The organism is Streptomyces sp. NBC_01012 (assembly GCF_045162755.1).
Classification (GTDB): domain Bacteria; phylum Actinomycetota; class Actinomycetes; order Streptomycetales; family Streptomycetaceae; genus Streptomyces.
Map to the genome: position 1 here is coordinate 1,335,336 of NZ_CP108688.1, position 16,083 is coordinate 1,351,418.

Annotated in this window: 17 protein-coding genes; 4 read left to right on the plus strand and 13 right to left on the minus strand. The window is 71.3% G+C overall.

Going from position 1 to position 16,083, the window contains the following annotated elements:
- Positions 1-4 precede the first annotated feature (4 nt).
- The 3 genes from OG623_RS05755 to OG623_RS05765 form a co-directional block, all read right to left on the minus strand.
- Positions 5-778, minus strand: a complete 774-nt coding sequence (locus tag OG623_RS05755; RefSeq protein ID WP_406144855.1) for a helix-turn-helix domain-containing protein — start codon at positions 776-778, stop codon at positions 5-7.
- Positions 779-900: 122 nt separating this feature from the next.
- On the minus strand, positions 901-2,643 hold the full coding sequence (locus OG623_RS05760; protein ID WP_406144857.1) for a pyruvate dehydrogenase: 1,743 nt from the start codon (positions 2,641-2,643) through the stop codon (positions 901-903).
- 60 nt (positions 2,644-2,703) lie between these two features.
- Positions 2,704-4,134, minus strand: coding sequence for a protein phosphatase 2C domain-containing protein (locus OG623_RS05765; protein ID WP_406144859.1), 1,431 nt, complete (start codon positions 4,132-4,134; stop codon positions 2,704-2,706).
- 322 nt (positions 4,135-4,456) lie between these two features.
- On the opposite strand from OG623_RS05765, the gene OG623_RS05770 reads away from it, so the two are divergent.
- Positions 4,457-5,443 carry a helix-turn-helix domain-containing protein gene (locus OG623_RS05770; protein WP_406144861.1) on the plus strand — a complete coding sequence of 329 codons (987 nt, stop codon included), beginning with the start codon at positions 4,457-4,459 and terminating at the stop codon, positions 5,441-5,443.
- 36 nt (positions 5,444-5,479) lie between these two features.
- Positions 5,480-5,962 (plus strand): DUF456 domain-containing protein, encoded by a 483-nt coding sequence (locus OG623_RS05775; RefSeq protein WP_406144863.1) that lies wholly within the window; start codon positions 5,480-5,482, stop codon positions 5,960-5,962.
- 64 nt (positions 5,963-6,026) lie between these two features.
- On the opposite strand, the gene rsgA is transcribed toward OG623_RS05775, so the two are convergent.
- Positions 6,027-7,220 carry a ribosome small subunit-dependent GTPase A gene (rsgA, locus tag OG623_RS05780; RefSeq protein ID WP_406144865.1) on the minus strand — a complete coding sequence of 398 codons (1,194 nt, stop codon included), beginning with the start codon at positions 7,218-7,220 and terminating at the stop codon, positions 6,027-6,029.
- Positions 7,221-7,542: 322 nt separating this feature from the next.
- Here rsgA and OG623_RS05785 point away from each other — a divergent pair, with 322 nt between their 5' ends.
- Positions 7,543-8,043 carry a DUF5949 family protein gene (locus tag OG623_RS05785; protein ID WP_406144867.1) on the plus strand — a complete coding sequence of 167 codons (501 nt, stop codon included), beginning with the start codon at positions 7,543-7,545 and terminating at the stop codon, positions 8,041-8,043.
- A 143-nt stretch (positions 8,044-8,186) separates the two neighbouring features.
- On the opposite strand, the gene OG623_RS05790 is transcribed toward OG623_RS05785, so the two are convergent.
- From OG623_RS05790 to OG623_RS05815, 6 genes are all read right to left on the minus strand, one after another.
- The gene (locus tag OG623_RS05790; RefSeq protein ID WP_406144869.1) at positions 8,187-8,594 is read right to left on the minus strand and encodes a rodlin; all 408 of its coding nucleotides are present in this window, start codon (positions 8,592-8,594) and stop codon (positions 8,187-8,189) included.
- A 116-nt stretch (positions 8,595-8,710) separates the two neighbouring features.
- Positions 8,711-8,932, minus strand: a complete 222-nt coding sequence (locus tag OG623_RS05795) for a hypothetical protein (protein ID WP_406144871.1) — start codon at positions 8,930-8,932, stop codon at positions 8,711-8,713.
- Between the two features lie 240 nt (positions 8,933-9,172).
- Entirely contained in the window at positions 9,173-9,583 is a 411-nt protein-coding gene (locus OG623_RS05800) for a rodlin (RefSeq protein ID WP_362896141.1), read from the minus strand.
- A gap of 129 nt (positions 9,584-9,712) precedes the next feature.
- Entirely contained in the window at positions 9,713-10,018 is a 306-nt protein-coding gene (locus tag OG623_RS05805; protein WP_406144872.1) for a hypothetical protein, read from the minus strand.
- A 177-nt stretch (positions 10,019-10,195) separates the two neighbouring features.
- On the minus strand, positions 10,196-10,429 hold the full coding sequence (locus tag OG623_RS05810) for a chaplin (RefSeq protein WP_406144874.1): 234 nt from the start codon (positions 10,427-10,429) through the stop codon (positions 10,196-10,198).
- 221 nt (positions 10,430-10,650) lie between these two features.
- The gene (locus OG623_RS05815) at positions 10,651-11,052 is read right to left on the minus strand and encodes a rodlin (RefSeq protein ID WP_406144876.1); all 402 of its coding nucleotides are present in this window, start codon (positions 11,050-11,052) and stop codon (positions 10,651-10,653) included.
- Between the two features lie 274 nt (positions 11,053-11,326).
- Here OG623_RS05815 and OG623_RS05820 point away from each other — a divergent pair, with 274 nt between their 5' ends.
- A complete protein-coding gene (locus tag OG623_RS05820) occupies positions 11,327-12,088 on the plus strand; it encodes a chaplin (RefSeq protein ID WP_406144877.1) in 762 nt (253 codons plus the stop codon).
- A 75-nt stretch (positions 12,089-12,163) separates the two neighbouring features.
- Here OG623_RS05820 and OG623_RS05825 read toward each other — a convergent pair whose 3' ends face one another.
- The 3 genes from OG623_RS05825 to OG623_RS05835 are packed head-to-tail and all read right to left on the minus strand — an operon-like array spanning position 12,164 to position 16,082.
- On the minus strand, positions 12,164-13,099 hold the full coding sequence (locus OG623_RS05825; protein WP_406144879.1) for a dihydrodipicolinate synthase family protein: 936 nt from the start codon (positions 13,097-13,099) through the stop codon (positions 12,164-12,166).
- A complete protein-coding gene (locus tag OG623_RS05830) occupies positions 13,096-14,109 on the minus strand; it encodes an oligopeptide/dipeptide ABC transporter ATP-binding protein (protein ID WP_406144880.1) in 1,014 nt (337 codons plus the stop codon). The genes OG623_RS05825 and OG623_RS05830 overlap by 4 nt, the downstream gene beginning before the upstream one ends.
- The gene (locus tag OG623_RS05835) at positions 14,106-16,082 is read right to left on the minus strand and encodes a dipeptide/oligopeptide/nickel ABC transporter permease/ATP-binding protein (RefSeq protein WP_406144882.1); all 1,977 of its coding nucleotides are present in this window, start codon (positions 16,080-16,082) and stop codon (positions 14,106-14,108) included. Before OG623_RS05835 ends, OG623_RS05830 begins: the two co-directional genes overlap by 4 nt.
- Position 16,083 lies beyond the last annotated feature (1 nt).

Below are 16,083 nucleotides of genomic sequence, written 5' to 3' on the forward strand. Positions count from 1 at the left end.
GACCTCAGCGAGCCCGGAACGCCCCCGGCGTCAGCCCCGTCGTACGCCGGAAAGCGGCGCCGAAGGCACTCGCCGAGCGGTAGCCGACCTCCTCGGCGACCACCTCCACCGCCCAGCCACGGGTGAGGAGCCCGACCGCGTGCTGCGCCCTGACGCCGGCGACCCAGCGCGCGAAGCTGGTGCCGGTCTCGGCGTTGAAGGCCCTGGTCACCGTGCGGGTGCTCACGCCCAGCTCGGCCGCCCACCGCGACAGCGTCCGCTGATCGCCGGGATTCTCGCGCACGGCGTCGGCGATCGGGCGCAGCAGCGGCGATGTCGGGACCTGGACCAGCAGCTCCCGGGTCGACGGAGTCAGCACATCGAGCACCATCGCCTCGGTGGCGGCCCGGGAACCCGCGTCAAGGCCGGTGTCGCCGAGCCGCTCCAGCAGCAGGCGGAGCAGCGGCGTGATCTCCACGGCCACGGGGACGTCGGAGAGCGAGGGGGTGACGGCACGGTCGAAGAAGGTCGCACGGAACCACGTACCGGCGACCGCAGAGCCGGAGTGCAGGGTGCCGGCCGGCATCCACAGGCCCAGGGTCGGGGTGATGGTCCAGGCCCGCGCGCCCACCACGGCCATGGAGGCGCCGCGCTCGTTCCAGAGGAGTTCGTCCCAGGGGTGGCCGTGCGCGTTCCAGCTGGTGTCGCGCGTGACGGTCTCGTCGTAACCGTGGATGACGAACGGCGTGCGGACCGCTCCCGGGTCCTGCTCCGGCACGGTGCGGGTCTCCCTGGTCACGGTGCGGCTCCGGGCCCGCGGGTGGCGGGCGCCTGGCCGTCGCCGGTGGGAGGGGTCGGTCGCATGGCCTCACAGTACCGAGGGAGCCGCGGGTGCCCGGCCCGGCCCCCGCGGCTCCCGGTTCAGGGGCGCGGCACGTTGCGGATGTTGGAGCGTGCCATCTGGAGCATCCTGCCGACCCCGCCGTCCAGGACGATCTTGCTGGCGGAGAGCGCGAAGCCGGTGACCATGTCCGCGCTGATCTTCGGCGGGATGGAGAGGGCGTTCGGGTCGGTGACCACATCGACGAGTGCGGGGCCCTTGTGCTTGAAGGCGTCCTTCAGCGCGCCCTCCAGCTGCTTGGGCTTCTCGACACGCACCCCGTAGGCCCCGGCAGCCCGGGCGAGCTCGGCGAAGTCGGGGTTCTTGTTGGTCGTACCGAACGAGGGCAGTCCGGCGACCAGCATCTCCAGCTCGACCATGCCGAGCGAGGAGTTGTTGAACAGGACGACCTTGACCGGCAGGTCGTACTGGACGAGCGTGAGGAAGTCGCCCATCAGCATGGTGAATCCGCCGTCGCCCGACATCGACACGACCTGCCGGTCGCGGTCGGTGAACTGCGCCCCGATCGCCTGCGGCAGCGCGTTCGCCATGGAGCCGTGGCTGAACGAACCGATGACCCTGCGCTTGCCGTTGGGCGTGAGATAGCGGGCAGCCCACACATTGCACATACCGGTGTCGACGGTGAACACGGCGTCGTCGTCAGCGAGTTCGTCGAGGACCGAGGCGACGTACTCGGGATGGATCGGGACGTGCTTCTCGACCTTGCGGGTGTACGCCTTGACCACGCCTTCGAGCGCGTCGGCGTGCTTCTTCAGCATCCGGTCGAGGAACTTGCGGTCGGTCTTGGCCTTCACACGCGGGGTGAGCGCGCGCAGCGTCTCGCGGACGTCGCCCCAGACGGCGAGATCGAGCTTGGACCGCCGGCCCAGGTGCTCGGGGCGCACATCGACCTGGACGATCTTCACGTCCGTCGGGAGGAACGCGTTGTACGGGAAGTCGGTGCCCAGCAGGATCAGCAGATCGCACTCGTTGGTGGCCTCGTAGGCGGCGCCGTAGCCGAGCAGCCCGCTCATGCCCACGTCGTACGGGTTGTCGTACTGGATCCACTCCTTGCCGCGCAGCGCGTGACCGACCGGGGCCTTCACCCGCTCGGCGAACTCCATGACCTCGGCGTGCGCGCCCGCCGTACCGCTTCCGCAGAACAGCGTCACCCGTTTGGCCGCGTCGATCATGGCGCAGAGCTTGTCGATCTCCTCGTCACCGGGCTTCACGGAGGGCCGCGAGGTGACCAGGGCGTGTTCGATCGACTTCTCGGGGGCCGGCTGGGAGGCGATGTCACCGGGCATCGAGACGACGCTGACACCGCCTCGGCCGATCGCGTGCTGGATCGCCGTCTGGAGGAGCCGCGGCATCTGCTGCGGGTTGGAGATCATCTCGTTGTAGTGGCTGCACTCCTGGAAGAGCAGCTCGGGGTGCGTCGCCTGGAAGTAGCCGAGGCCGATCTCGCTGGACGGGATGTGCGAGGCGAGGGCGAGCACCGGGGTCATGGAGCGGTGGGCGTCGTACAGGCCGTTGATCAGGTGGAGATTGCCAGGACCGCACGACCCGGCGCAGGCGGCGAGGGTGCCGGTGATCTGGGACTCGGCGCCTGCCGCGAACGCGGCGGTCTCCTCGTGCCTGACCTGCACCCACTCCATGCCGGCGTGACGCCGGACGGCGTCGACCACCGGGTTGAGACTGTCGCCGACGACGCCGTACAGCCGCTTGACCCCCGCCCGCGCGAGGATGTCGACGAACTGTTCCGACACGTTCTGCTTGGCCATGGGTGCTCGACCTCTCTGCCTCCGGCTGTCCGTGAGTCCATCAACCCACGGCGCGCCGGGTTACGCCTCCCAGACCGCGGCGGTCGTACGGTCGTCGGCGTACCCCTTGGTCCTCAGCTGGGTGTCGGCCAGATAGGCGGGCAGCCCGGGCGGACCGCCGGTGCCCCAGCGCCGCGCGAGCTCGTCGGCGAGCGCGGGCTCACCGCGCATCGGCTCGGCCATGCCGTTCCCGCAGAGCAGCAGCGTGTCACCGGGCCTGGCGACGGAGACATGGAAGCGGAAGGGCTCCGCCGGTGGTGGCGGCGGGTGCTCGCCGTACGGGGAGGCGGGCGTGGTGATCTGCAGGTCCATCGTCAGCCGGTCACCGCCGGGGCTCTCCTCGCCCGCCTGTCCGTCGGCAGCGGGGAGCTCCGGGTCGAGGTCCTGCCAGACCCCGTCGCGGAGGCGGAAGAACCCGCCGGGTCCGATACCGAAGAAGACCCGGGTGCGGCACTCGGGGTCGGCGGACAGCAGCAGACAGCGCAGTCCGGAGCTGTACGCGAAGGGTTCGAGGCCGAGCTCGGCGGCTCGGGCGCGCAGCTTGCCGTGGGTGCGGTCGGTGAGGCGGTGCAGCCCTGCCTTGAGGTCGCCGCGGTGTCCCGCCCTTATGTCGTCGGAGAGCCTGGCATGACTGCGGGCGACGGATCCGCCGATCCAGCGACAGGCGTCGGCAGCGGCGAGATGGCCCGCTTCCGTGCCCCGGGCGCCGCCGGCCACCGCGACCAGGACCAGGGCGCCCGCACCGTCGCCGAAGCGCGCGGTGAGCAGGGCGTCGCGCCGGGGCTCACCCCGGAAGCGGGCCGAGTCCCCGCGCACGGACGCGGCCCGCAGGGTGTACGTCCCGTACCTGGCGCCGTCCAGGACCGTGTCGGGGACCAGGTCGTCGAGGTCGCCGGGGCCGGATGCGGGCAGCGCGGCGGGCTCGGCGTCGTAGGTGGGGGGCCGGTCCCCCAGGTGTCCGACGACAGGGCGCACCGGCGGCTCCGAGGCCTCCGGCGGCTCGGGTGGCGCCGGCGCGGCAGGTGCCCGTACGGCGAAGGTCCGGGGCCGCGGGGGCCCGGTGGGGGCCTCCCAGGGGGCGCGGCCGATCTCGATGGCGCCGGGGGCCGGGGGCGGCGCGGGCGGCTCCGGGGCGGGGCGGACGGGCGTGGGGCGCTCAGCCGTCGGCCTCCCGGGCGCGGGCGGCTCCGGTGTGCGGTTCGCCTCCGGCAGGCGTGGATCCGGCAGCGGCACCACCACCGGATGGTCGTCCACCTGCGCGGACCGCGCCTCCTGGGTCTCCCCGGCCTCCTGGGCCGCTTCCGGTCCGCCCACGGCGTCCGCCGCGGAGTCGAAGCGGTCGTCGAGACTGTCGGCGGCGCTGCTCGGCCCGGTGTCCGGCGCGGCCTCGTCGTACAGCGCGCGCCACCAGTCGTCCTCGTGGGCGGCGGGCTTCTCCCCCTGCTGACTCATGCTCATATTGTCGACCGCGCGGGGCGCACGAAACCGGCTCATCCGGAAAACTGGCCCGGAAGTGGCATCCGCCCTGGTCCGGCCGGGGAGACCCGCCGGACGTCCCCACCCCCCACGGGAAGGTCGTCCGGCGGGCCGGTCCGTGTGCTCAGCCCACCACCCGTGGGGCGGTTGTTGCTGCGGTGGCGCCAGATTGCCAGAGAGACAAGTGCGACGGGGCATGATGGGCCCGGCGGGTTTACGCCGTGGCTGTTTCCCGCCACGGCACACCCCGCCCGACATGCGCGGGAACGCGCGGGCACCGATCCGGGGAGGGCCGAGGATGCTGTCAGCGATAGGTCTCGACGAGAGACAGGAGGCGGCCTACCGGGCGCTGGTCGCGGCCGGCGCCGCGGAGCTCTCCGACCTCGCACACCGGCTGGCCCTGCCGGAGGCCGACACCGAGCGCGCGCTGCGCCGGCTGGAACAGCGGGGGCTCGTGGCCCAGTCCTCGTCACGGGCGGACCGCTGGGTCGCCGCGCCGCCCGGGGTCGCGCTGGGCGCGCTGCTGACCCAGCAGCGTCATGAGCTCGAACAGGCGGAGCTGGCGTCCGCGCTGCTCGCCGAGGAGTACCGCGCCGAGGCCGCGGAACCCGCCGTGCACGACCTGGTGGAGGTGGTGACGGGCGCGAGCGCGGTGGCCCACCGCTTCCATCAGCTGCAACTGGGCGCCACGTCCGAGGTCTGCGCACTGGTCACGGGGAAGCCGGTCGCGGTGACCGGGATGGAGAACGAGTCCGAGGAGCGTGCGGCGATGCGCGGGGTGTCCTACCGCGTGGTCGTCGAGCGCGATGTGCTCTCGCTGCCGTCCGGGATCGTGGAGCTGTCGGCGGCGCTGGGCCGCGACGAGCAGTGCCGGGTGGTCGACCGGGTCCCGACGAAGCTGGTGGTCTCCGACGCCACGCTGGCCATGGTGCCGCTGACCGGCCGTGGGGCGGAGCCGGCCGCGTTGGTGATCCATGCGAGCGGGCTGCTGGAGTCCCTGATGGGCCTCTTCGAGGCGGTGTGGCGGGACGCGATGCCGGTGCGGCTCGGCGGGAACGGGATCAGCGAGGAGAACGGTCCGGGCGCGGATCCGACCGATCTGGAGATCCTCTCGCTGCTGCTGGCCGGTCTGACGGACGCGAGCGTGGCGAAGCAGCTCGATCTGGGGCTGCGGACGGTCCAGCGGCGGGTGAAGGGGCTGATGGAGCTCACCGGGGTCACCACCCGGCTCCAGCTCGGCTGGCACGCGTACGAGCGTGGCTGGGTGGCCCGCGCCCCACGCTGACGGGCGGGACCGGGCGTACTCCGGCACCCTGGTCGAATGAGTGTGTGGCAGCTCGTTGCCGTCGGAGCGGTGATGCTGCTCGGCCTGGTGGGCGTGCTGGTGCCGGGTGTGCCGGGGCAGGCGATCGTCTGGGCCGCGGTCCTGTGGTGGGCGCTGACCGACCCGACTCCGGTCGCCTGGAGCGTGCTGATCGGCGCGACATGTCTCCTCCTGCTGAACCAGGCGCTGAAGGCGCTGCTGCCCTCGCGCCGCCCACGCGAGTCCGGGGCGCCGCGCAAGACGCTGGTGGTCGGCGGGATCGCGGCCATCGCCGGCTTCTTCGTGGTCCCCGTGGTGGGCGGGGTCCTGGGATACGTGGGCGCGGTCTACGGCGCGGAGCGCCTGCGCCTGGGCAGCGGGGCGGCGGGCTGGACGTCGCTCAGGTCCGTGATGCGGGCGACGGGGTACTCGGTGCTCCTGGAGCTCTTCTGCTGCCTTCTGGTGGTCGGAGGGTGGCTGGGCGCCGTCTTCTGGGGCTGAGGACCGCCGGACACGGGACCGCCGGGGGCGAGGCAGGCGCGCCCCGCCCCCGGCGTCACACGGCCTAACGCGTCCTGCCGCGCTTCAGCTCCATGGCGGCCCGGCCCTCCGCGCCCCTGCGCTTCCATTCGCGCAGGGTCTCGGTGCGCAGCCTGGCGTCCGTCTTCGCCGCGATCCGGTGGTTCTCCCGGAGCAGCTTGCGGTAGCTGACGAGACGGCGTTCGGGCAACGACCCGTCCTCGACGGCGCCGAGCACGGCACAGCCGGGTTCGGCCGCGTGCGCGCAGTCATGGAAACGGCACTGTTCGGCCAGGTCCTCGATCTCCGAGAAGACCTGGCCGACGCCGGCCTCCGCGTCCCAGAGACCGACCCCGCGCAGTCCGGGGGTGTCGATCAGGACTCCGCCACCGGGCAGCACGAGGAGGTTGCGCGTGGTGGTGGTGTGCCGGCCCTTGCCGTCCACCTCCCGCGCTTCCTGCACATGCATCGCGTCCTCGCCGAGCAGCGTGTTGGCGAGGGTCGACTTGCCGGCGCCGGAGATCCCGAGCAGCACGCTCGTACCGCCGCCGACGATCGCGCCGAACACATCGACGCCCTCGCCCGTGGTGGAGCTGACGGGGAGCACCTGCACCCCGGGGGCGAGGCGCTCGATGTCCTCCACGAGGTGGGACACCGTGGCGGGCTCGGGGACGAGGTCCGCCTTGGTGAGCAGCACGAGCGGCTGCGCCTCGTACGTCCGGTGCTCCGTCGGCCCGGCCCCGTCACCGAGCAGTGCGGCGCCCTCGGTGCTGGACATGGCCAGCGCCAGGAACCGCTCAAGACGTCCCAGGTCCAGCTCGACGGCGAGCGAGACACAGATGACGATGTGATCGATGTTGGTGGCGAGCACCTGCCCCTCGGAGCGCTGCGACGACGTCGAGCGTACGAACGCGGTGCGGCGGGGCAGGAGCGTACGGACGAACTGCGGGTCGCCGTCGGCGTCGACGGCCACCCAGTCCCCGGTGCAGACGATCCGCATCGGGTCGCGGGGCACCACGAAGGCGGTGTCCGCCCTGAGGGTGCCGTGCTCGGTGACCACGTCGCACAGACCGCGGTCCACCCGCACCACGCGCCCCGGCAGGAGTCCCTGCGCGGCGTACGGGGCGAAGGTGTCGGCCCATCCGTCGTCCCAGCCGTAGGCGGCCAGCGGATGCGACGGGGTGGAGGCCTGCGAAGTGGAGGCCTGGGAAAGCGAGGCCTGGGAAAGCGAGGAAGACAAGGGAAACCCTTCACAAGGGCGGCCCCGGCGCCGCGCGCTCAGGCGCGGAGAGAAGAGGTCAAGGTCAGCCGGCGGCCACGGGGGTGGGAACGACGCACTTCGGGTCGTGGGCAGTGCCCATCGCAACGACAGTCATCAATGTCCTCACCTCCTGCTTCCTCGAACTGCGCACACCGTAGCCCGGGGGCCGCCCGGCCCGTCAACGGGTTTTCCGGGAGTCGGGAGCACACGCACAGTGGATTGTGCCGAGTTGGCAGAGATATTCCCCGATCAGGTGATACGCGTGCACAAGGACCGGTCTCGGCCCGTTAGGGTGCCGGACATGACCTCACCCAAATCCGCCACCATCCCTTTCTCCCCTGCCCAGTTGGGCACCCAGATCCTGATCGGCTGGAGCGGGTCGAATCCCGGAACAGGGCGTGAGACCGCTTTCCTGCTCACCTATGCGCTGGGCGACGCCCCGGGCGGACAGGAGGCCGGCGAGACGGCCATGCGCACCGCGCTCGAGCGCAGCGGTCTGCGGGTGGGAGGCGAGACGCTGGACGCCTCGGAGCTTCCGAACCTTCCGGTCAAGCTGATCGTCCAGGCCGGCCAGGCCGTCCTGACGCTGCCTCACTTCACGGCGCAGTACCCCGTACCGCCCGAGTGGCTGGCGGTGGCGCGGTCGGAGGGCAGGGTGCACGGGATGTTCGCCACGCGTCCGTGGCCCGCAGCCGTCCCCGGACAGCCGGTCAGCGAGGAGCTGCTGCGGTCCTTCGTGGGCGACCCCGAGGTCATCAGCTCCTCCGCCCACTGCCTCATGCCGGTACGCAGCCTGGGCTGACCCGCACCCCCGCGCCGAGCGACGCACGGAGCGATGCCCACCACCCCCCGTGGAGTGGTGGGCATCGCCGTATGCACGCGCCGGACAGCCGAATGCGGACGGCCCCCGGGCGATACGCCCCGGGCCGCCCGCATCCGTCGGTGTCAGTTGTTGCCGACGCCGTTGCCCGAGAGGACGGGGATGTCCGACAGGATGTGCGACAGCGGCTCGTCACCCTTGGCCTGGGTGGAGTTGTCCGTGCACTGCTGGTTCTGCGGGTTGGACAGGACGTTGACGTCCTGGACGGCGACCGGCACGAGGCCGACCAGCGAGCCCACGTTGGCCTTGGCCGGCAGACCGACGCAGAGCTTGTTCAGCGAGCCCTGCACGAGGCTGAGCTGCGGGCTCTGGTCGCCCTTGGTCGCGCTGTTGCCGAACGCGGTCTCGGAACCGTTGCCGTTGACCGTGGTGGTGCCGTGGTCGTCACCGATCGCCATGGCCGAGGGGGCCGCGGCGGCGGAGAGACCGATCAGGGACACAGCCACAGCGGCGCCGGCCATCATCTTCTTCATTACGCTTCACCTTTCGGAGCGTCCCGTTGTGGAACGTACTGTTAACCAAAACCGGAGGGTTTGGTTCCGCTACACCACTCGAACGAGTTGCAGCGAGTTACTTGTCGACGTGGCCGCTATCTGCGGCCTTCCTCCGCGCGGGCAGCGGGGACGAACGCGCCCGTCCGGCCCTGCGCGGAACCGCGGGCCCCGGCCGGGCCCGATGCCTTCGCCGGGCCCCGCCCGGCCTCGCGCCGTGCCGCGTCCCGCCATTCGGCGAGCAGCCGGTCGTAGATGGGCGTGGAGCTCTCCGGCAACCGGTCGCGACCGGACGCGTGATGACTGTCGTACGGGTCCATGAGGCGCACCTACCCGTCCACGCGCCCGGCGTGGACCGGCGGTGCGGCAACCGGCCCAATTCCCGCACTATCGGGCTACCCGACGGACATACGGGTGGGGCCGGCCCGCCCCCGCGATCGGCCAACGACCGGTCGCGGCAAGGGTGGAACGGCCCCACGCGTCTCTTCATCGACCACGGCGAGGCGGGAACGGTGCACCCTGGGCCGGAATGGGCGCAGGGGAGCCGAAGTCGCGGGGTGTCAGCTGTTGCCCGCGCCGTTGCCCGAGAGGATCGGGAGGTCGTCCAGGATGTGCGAGAGCGCCTCGTCACCCTTGGCCTGGGTGGAGTTCTCGGTGCACTGCTGGTTCTGCGGGGAGGACAGGACGTTGATGTCCTGGACCGAGACCGGGACGAGCCCGAGGAGCGAGCCGACGTTGGCCTTCGCCGGGAGCGCGATGCAGGGCTTGTTGAACGAGCCCTGGATCAGGCCGATCTGCGGGCTCATGTCGCCGTGCGTGCTGCTGTTGCCGTAGTACTGGTCGGCGCCGTTGCCGTTGACCGACGTGGTGCCGTTGTCGTTGCCGATCGCCATGGCCGAGGGGGCCGCGGCGGCGGAAACACCGGCGACGGAGGCGGCGACTGCCGCCGACGCCAGAATCTTCTTCATCATGAACGTGCCCTTCTGGTATTTCTGTTGCCCGCCTGTCCGGAGCACTCTGTTCAACTCCCCGGAGGGAATTCGGTTGCGCCATTTCACCCGAACGATTTCGAAAAGGGCGGGCAGAGGCCGTGCGGAGGATCAGCCGCCCACCGGCAGCCCGCCGATGAGCGGGCCCGCCGCCTTGGCCACCTCGCCCACCGCGTCCGCCGACCGGCCGACCGTGCCGTCCTCGTGCACTGCTTCGGCGGTCTGCTCCACGGCCCCGACCACGGGGTTCACCACCTGGTCGGGGATCTGCGGCGCGGTGGACGTCAGCTCGTTCACGCCGGTGGTGAGGCTCATCCTGGGGGCCGTGGGGGTGGCGGTCGCGGCGAAGGCGGGGGTGGCCGCCCCGAGAGCGGCCACGGAACCCGCGACAACGGCGACGGTCTTCGCGTACTTCATTTCCGGCATCCCTTCTACGGGCGGCGTACGCCGCCTTTGACCGGAACAACGATCAAGCCGCGCACGGGGAAACTGCGCACACGGTATTTTCACCGCGGACAGCGAGAAGGCCCCGGTGCGCCTTACGCGCACCGGGGCCTTCTCATGACGAGCCGTCGGCTCGGAACGACCGGGAGATCAGTCGTTGACGCAGGTGTTTCCGAACGCCGGGTTGAGCAGCCCGATCACGTTGACGGTGTTACCGCAGACGTTGACCGGAATGTGGACCGGAACCTGCACGACGTTGCCGGACAGGACACCCGGGGAACCGACAGCAGCGGCCTCGGCGCCGGAGTCGGCCATGGCCGGAGCAGCGGCGCCGAGCGCCATGAGGGTTCCGGCGGCGACGGCGGCAACCTTGGTGAACTTCACTTTCGTCCCTTTCTGCAGCGGAGTCCTGAGCGGACACGTCTTTCGTGCCGCACGAGCGATTACATGAATGCACTCGTGACTCCGGAGCTGTCATACGTAACGATTGGCAGGCGGCATCGAAACGTTATGTGCGCTGTTTCTCGGAAAACCGCCCGTATGCCGCAGGCCCGGGCCGCACGATGGAGGAGTGTCGGCGGCCCGGACCGGTCGTTGTGGCCCGGTCAGCTGTTGCCGGCGCCGTTGCCCGAGAGAACCGGGATGTCCGACAGGATGTGCGACAGCGGCTCGTCGCCCTTGGCCTGCGTGGAGTTGTCCGCGCACTGCTGGTTCTGCGGGTTGGACAGGACGTTGACGTCCTGGACGGCGACCGGCACGAGGCCGACCAGCGAGCCCACGTTGGCCTTGACCGGCAGGGCGACACACGGCTTGTTGAGCGAGCCCTGCACGAGGCTGAGCTGCGGGCTCTGGTCGCCCTTGGTCGCGCTGTTGCCGAACGCGGACTCGGAACCGTTGCCGTTGACCGTGGTGGTGCCGGTGTCGTCACCGATCGCCATGGCGCTGGTCGCCGAGAGACCGAGGATGGAGGCGGCGACGGCGCCCGTTGCCAGAACCTTCTTGATCACGATTAACCCTTCTCGTACCGAGTGCCCCGCAGCGGAGCGCCCTGATCAACTCGTCGCCGGGCGTTTGGTTCCCCTCGTTCGCCCTCGTTCACCCGAATGCCGGAACCGCCCGTCGAGCGAACACGCGTACGTGACCCTTTCGAGTGGTTACACAATTTCCACGGATCTCCAAGTTTCCCCCGCAACCTTCGCGTCGTTATGGATTCGTCCGCGTCGATGGAATGACCGCCACCAGGGTCACCGCCCACGCGAATTTCCCGGAGAAGGGCATGTAATGCGACAGGTTCTGAATAAAAGCATGATCGTCATGGCGGCGGCGTCGGGCATCCTGACCGCCGCCGGCGGTTACGCGCACGCCGACGCCTCGGCCGACGGGGTCGCCGCGAACTCCCCCGGCGTCGGCTCGGGCAACGCCGTGCAGGTGCCGGTGCATGTTCCGGTCAACGTCTGCGGCAACACGGTGAATGTGATCGCCCTGCTCAACCCGGCCTTCGGCAACACCTGTGCGAACGTCAGCTCGGCCGACCACCACGACGACCACGCGTACGGCGACGAGCACGGCGGTGCGTACGGCGACGAGCAGGACGGCGCCTACGGCGGCGGGCACGGCGGCCACCACAGCGGCTCCGGCGCGAGCGCCGACGGCAAGGCCGTCGGTTCACCCGGCGTCCTGTCGGGCAACCTGGTCCAGGCACCGGTGGACGTCCCGGTGAACGCCTGCGGCAACAGCGTCAACGTCGTCGGCCTGCTCAACCCGGCGAGCGGCAACACCTGTGTCAACGACAGTGCTTACGAGCACCCGCCGGTCGAGCCGCCGGTGGAGGAGCCGCCTGCCGAGACGCCTCCGACGGAGGAGCCGCCCGCCGAGGTTCCCCCGGCCGAGCAGCCGCCGGCCGAGACGCACGTTCCGAACACGCCCGGCACCCAGCTGGCCCAGACCGGTGCGGGTGACATCGGTATGGCCGCCGGCGCGAGCGCCGCGCTGCTGCTGGGCGGTGCGGTGCTCATGCGCCGTACCCGCGCATCGCGCAGGTAGTCGGACAACGCGGAGGGGCCGTCCGGCAGCGCGGTCGCTGCCGGGCGGCCCCTCCGTCCGTTTCGCTCCCACGGGTCAGGCGCGGGACAGGCCCGCCCGGTCGAGGTGCTTCGCGATCACGGCCGTCTCGGCGTCGTCGAGGCGGCGCATCGGGGGGCTCATCACGTTGGTCGCGATGACGCCGCGCAGCATCAGGGCGGTCTTGAAGGCGCCGAGCCCGGCGGCCGTCGCCGACGCGGTGCCGGGCACGGCGGCGGTGACGATGTCGAACAGCCCGACGAGCCGGTCCTGTTCGGCCTTGGCCGCGGCCCAGTCTCCGCGCACGGCGGCCTCGTGCAGCCTCACGTAACCGTGCGGGTCCACATTGCCGAGGCCCGGCACGGAACCGTCGGCGCCGCTCAGCATCATGGCGTCGACCACCAGCTCATGGCCTGTGAGGACCGAGAAGCCGGACAGCTCCTGGGCTCCGATGGCCAGTCGGCGGAAGGAACCGTCGTCGCCGCTTGAGTCCTTGACCCCGGCGAGCACCCCGTCATCGGCGAGCGGGAGGAGCAGCTCGGGGTCCAGCTTGCTGTGTACGCACACCGGCACGTCGTAGGCGAGGACCGGGCGGTCGACGGCGGCCGCGATGTCCCTGAAGTGGCGGTCGATCTCGGTGGCGTGGGTGCGCGTGTAGAAGGGCGCGGTGACCACCACGGCGTCGGCGCCGAGGCCGGCCGCCGCCCTGGCCCTCTCGATCGCCCGGTTGGTGGTGGTCTCGATGGCGCCGACCAGGACCGGGACCTGCCCCGCGGAGGCCGAGGTGATCACCTTGATGACCTCGTCCTGCTGTCCGGGCGTCAGATAGGCGGTCTCGCCGGAGCTGCCCAGCGCGAAGAGTCCGCTGACGCCTCCGTCGATGAGGTGGCCGACGACCCGTTCGAGGGAGGCCCTGTCCAGCTCCCCGTCAGCGGTGAGTGGCGTGACGACGGGCGGGATCACTCCGGTGTACGGGGCGGTACGGGCGGTCATGCGGTGCTCCTTGCGGGCGGTACGGGGGTCCGGTCTTCGGTGGCCGGCGCGGGGGCGGGTGTCTGGGGGTGGACGCAGTGCCAGCGGTGCTCCCCGGTTCCGAGGGTCTCGGCCGGGAAGAGCGCGGAGCACTCCGCGTCGGCCTTCCAGCAGCGGGTGCTGAACGGACAGCCGGGCGGAGGGTTGGTGGCGGAGGGCACCGGGCCGGTGAGCACGATGCGTTCCGTCACCTCCAGCAGGCTGGGCGTCGCGGAGAGCAGTGCCTCGGTGTACGGGTGCCTCGGGGCGCCCGTCACTTCGGCGGCCCTGCCCTCCTCGACGATGCGGCCGAGGTAGAGGACGGCGATGCGGTCGGCGAGGTAGCGCACGGTCTGGATGTCGTGCGAGATGAACACCATGCCGAGGCCCAGGCGTTCGCGCAGGTCGACGAGGAGGTTGAGCACCTGGGCGCGTACGGAGACGTCGAGCGCGGAGGTCGGTTCGTCGGCGACGATCAGTTCCGGTTCGAGCGCGAGGGCGCGGGCGATGGCGACGCGCTGGCGCTGGCCGCCGGAGAGCTGTCCCGGCAGCGCGGCGAGGGTGTGGCCCGGCAGCCCGACCAGGTCGAGGAGTTCCTCGACGCGGGCCTCACGCTCCTCCCGGGTGCCACGCCGGTGCACGTTCAGCGGGTCGAGCAGGATCTGGCGGACGGTGAGGCGCGGGTTGAGCGCGGTGGAGGGGTCCTGGAAGACGACGCCGACGGCCGAGCCGAAGTCGTTGCGCCGTTCGGAGCCCGTCATCTCCCACAGGTCGCGGCCGTGGAAGGTGACCTCGCCCTCGGTGGGCTTCTGGAGTCCGGTCAGCACCCGGGCCAGGGTGGACTTTCCGCACCCGGACTCGCCGACCAGGCCGACGATCTCGCCGCGCTCGACCTTCAGCGTGGCGTCGGTGAGCGCATGGACGGCGTCGCGGCTGAAGAGACCTCCGCTGCGTGCCTTGTGGCGTACGTGAACGCCGTCGAGGCTGATCACAGGGCGCTCCCTTCCAGCTTCTTCGCGGCGGCGTCGGCCGGGTGGTGGCAGGCGAAGCCGTGGTCCTCGGCGGTGCCTCGCACCGTGAGGACGGGGGTCGTCGTACGGCAGAGATCGGTCGCGGCTCCGCAGCGCCCGGCGAAGCGGCATCCCTCGCCGAAGCTCTGGGGGGCGGGGACGACTCCGCGGATCTGGTGCAGTCGGTCGGCGCCGGCTTCCACGGAGACGACGGAGCCGAGGAGGCCGCGACTGTAGTGGTGGGTGGGGTCGGTGAGGATGGACCGGGTGGCGCCGATCTCGGCGAGCCGGCCCGCGTACATGACGGCGACCCGGTGCGAGAGGTCGCCGACCAGGGCGAGGTCGTGCGAGACCAGCACCATGGCGAAGCCGAGCTCGTCGCGCAGCCGGACGAGGAGTTCGACGACCTGGGCCTGGACGGTCACATCGAGGGCGGTGGTCGGTTCGTCCGCGATCAGCAGGCGGGGGCTGCGGGAGAGTGCCATGGCGATGAGGACGCGCTGGCGCTGGCCGCCGGAGAGCTCGTGCGGGTAGCTGCGCAGGGTGCGTTCGGGCGAGAGGCCGACGAGTTCGAGGAGCTCGGCGGGGGTCTTGGTGCCGCCGCGCGAGGTCAGCTGCTTCAGCTGGGTGCCGACGAGCACGGAGGGGTTGAGGGAGGAGAGCGCGTCCTGGTAGACCATCGCGATCTCCGGGCCCATCAGGGCGCGGCGTTCCTTGGGCGGGAGCTTCAGCAGGTCACGTCCGCGGTAGAAGATCTCGCCGCTGACCTCGGCGTTGCGGGCCAGGAGACCCATGACGGCGAGGCTGGTGATGGACTTGCCGCAGCCGGACTCGCCGACCAGGCCGAGGGTCTCGCCCTCGTGGACGGTGAAGTTCAGCCTGTCGACGACGGGGATCTCGCCGTAGCGGTCGGGGAAGCGGATCGCCAGGTCGCGTACGACGAGGAGTTCGCCGGCGTCGTCGGGTACCGGGGTGATGGTGGGCTCGGTCGCGTCGATGCGCGCGGCGAGCTGGGCGAGGGCGGCGTCGATGTCGACGGTGGATGCGGCCTCGACCGGGTCCGGCGCCGTGGTGGTGGCGGTGGGGTCGGTGGCCGCCCGGGCGCTCCTGGGTGCCGCGGAGGCGTCCGTGAGGCCTTCGGAGAGGACGTTGAGCGCGAGGACGGTGATCAGGAGGGCCAGGCCGGGGAAGAAGGTGGCCCACCAGCCGCCGGCGAGGAGGATCTGCCGGCCGTAGGCGAGGACGCTGCCCCAGCTGGGGTCGGGGTCCTGCACACCGGCGCCGATGAAGGAGAGGCTGGCCTCGAAGATGATCGCCTCGGCGACCATGACGGTCGCGAACACCATGACCGGTGCCATGCAGTTGACGGCGACGTGGCGGAGCACGATGTAGGCGCGCCTGGCCCCGATGACCTTCTCGGCCGCGACGTAGTCCTCGCCGTACTGTGCGAGCACGTTGGCGCGTACGACACGGGCCAGGGACGGGCTGTAGACGAAGGCGATCGTGAAGATGATCACCGGGATGCTGGTGCCGAAGACGGCGACCAGGACGGCGGCGAGCGCGATCGGCGGGAACGACATCACGACGTCGAGGGTGCGCATGATCGACTCGTCGCCGAGCTTGCGTGACGTGGCGGCGAGCGAGCCGAGCACGGATCCCACGACGAGGGCGACGGCGGTCGCGCCGAGGCCGATGATCAGCGAGTAGCGCGATCCGTGCACGACGCGGGCGAAGATGTCGCGTCCCGCCCGGTCGGTGCCGAACCAGTGGGCCGCGCTGGGTGCGTCCACCGGGGTGCCCGTGGCCAGTGGGTCCTGGGTGAGCAGTGGGGCGAACACGGCGCCGAGTACGACGAGGATCAGGATGCCGAGGGCGACGCGTGAGGTGACCGGGAGGGCACGGAAGGCGATGCCGGGGCGGGAGAGCTTCTTGGCCAGACGGCCCGTGGCGAACATG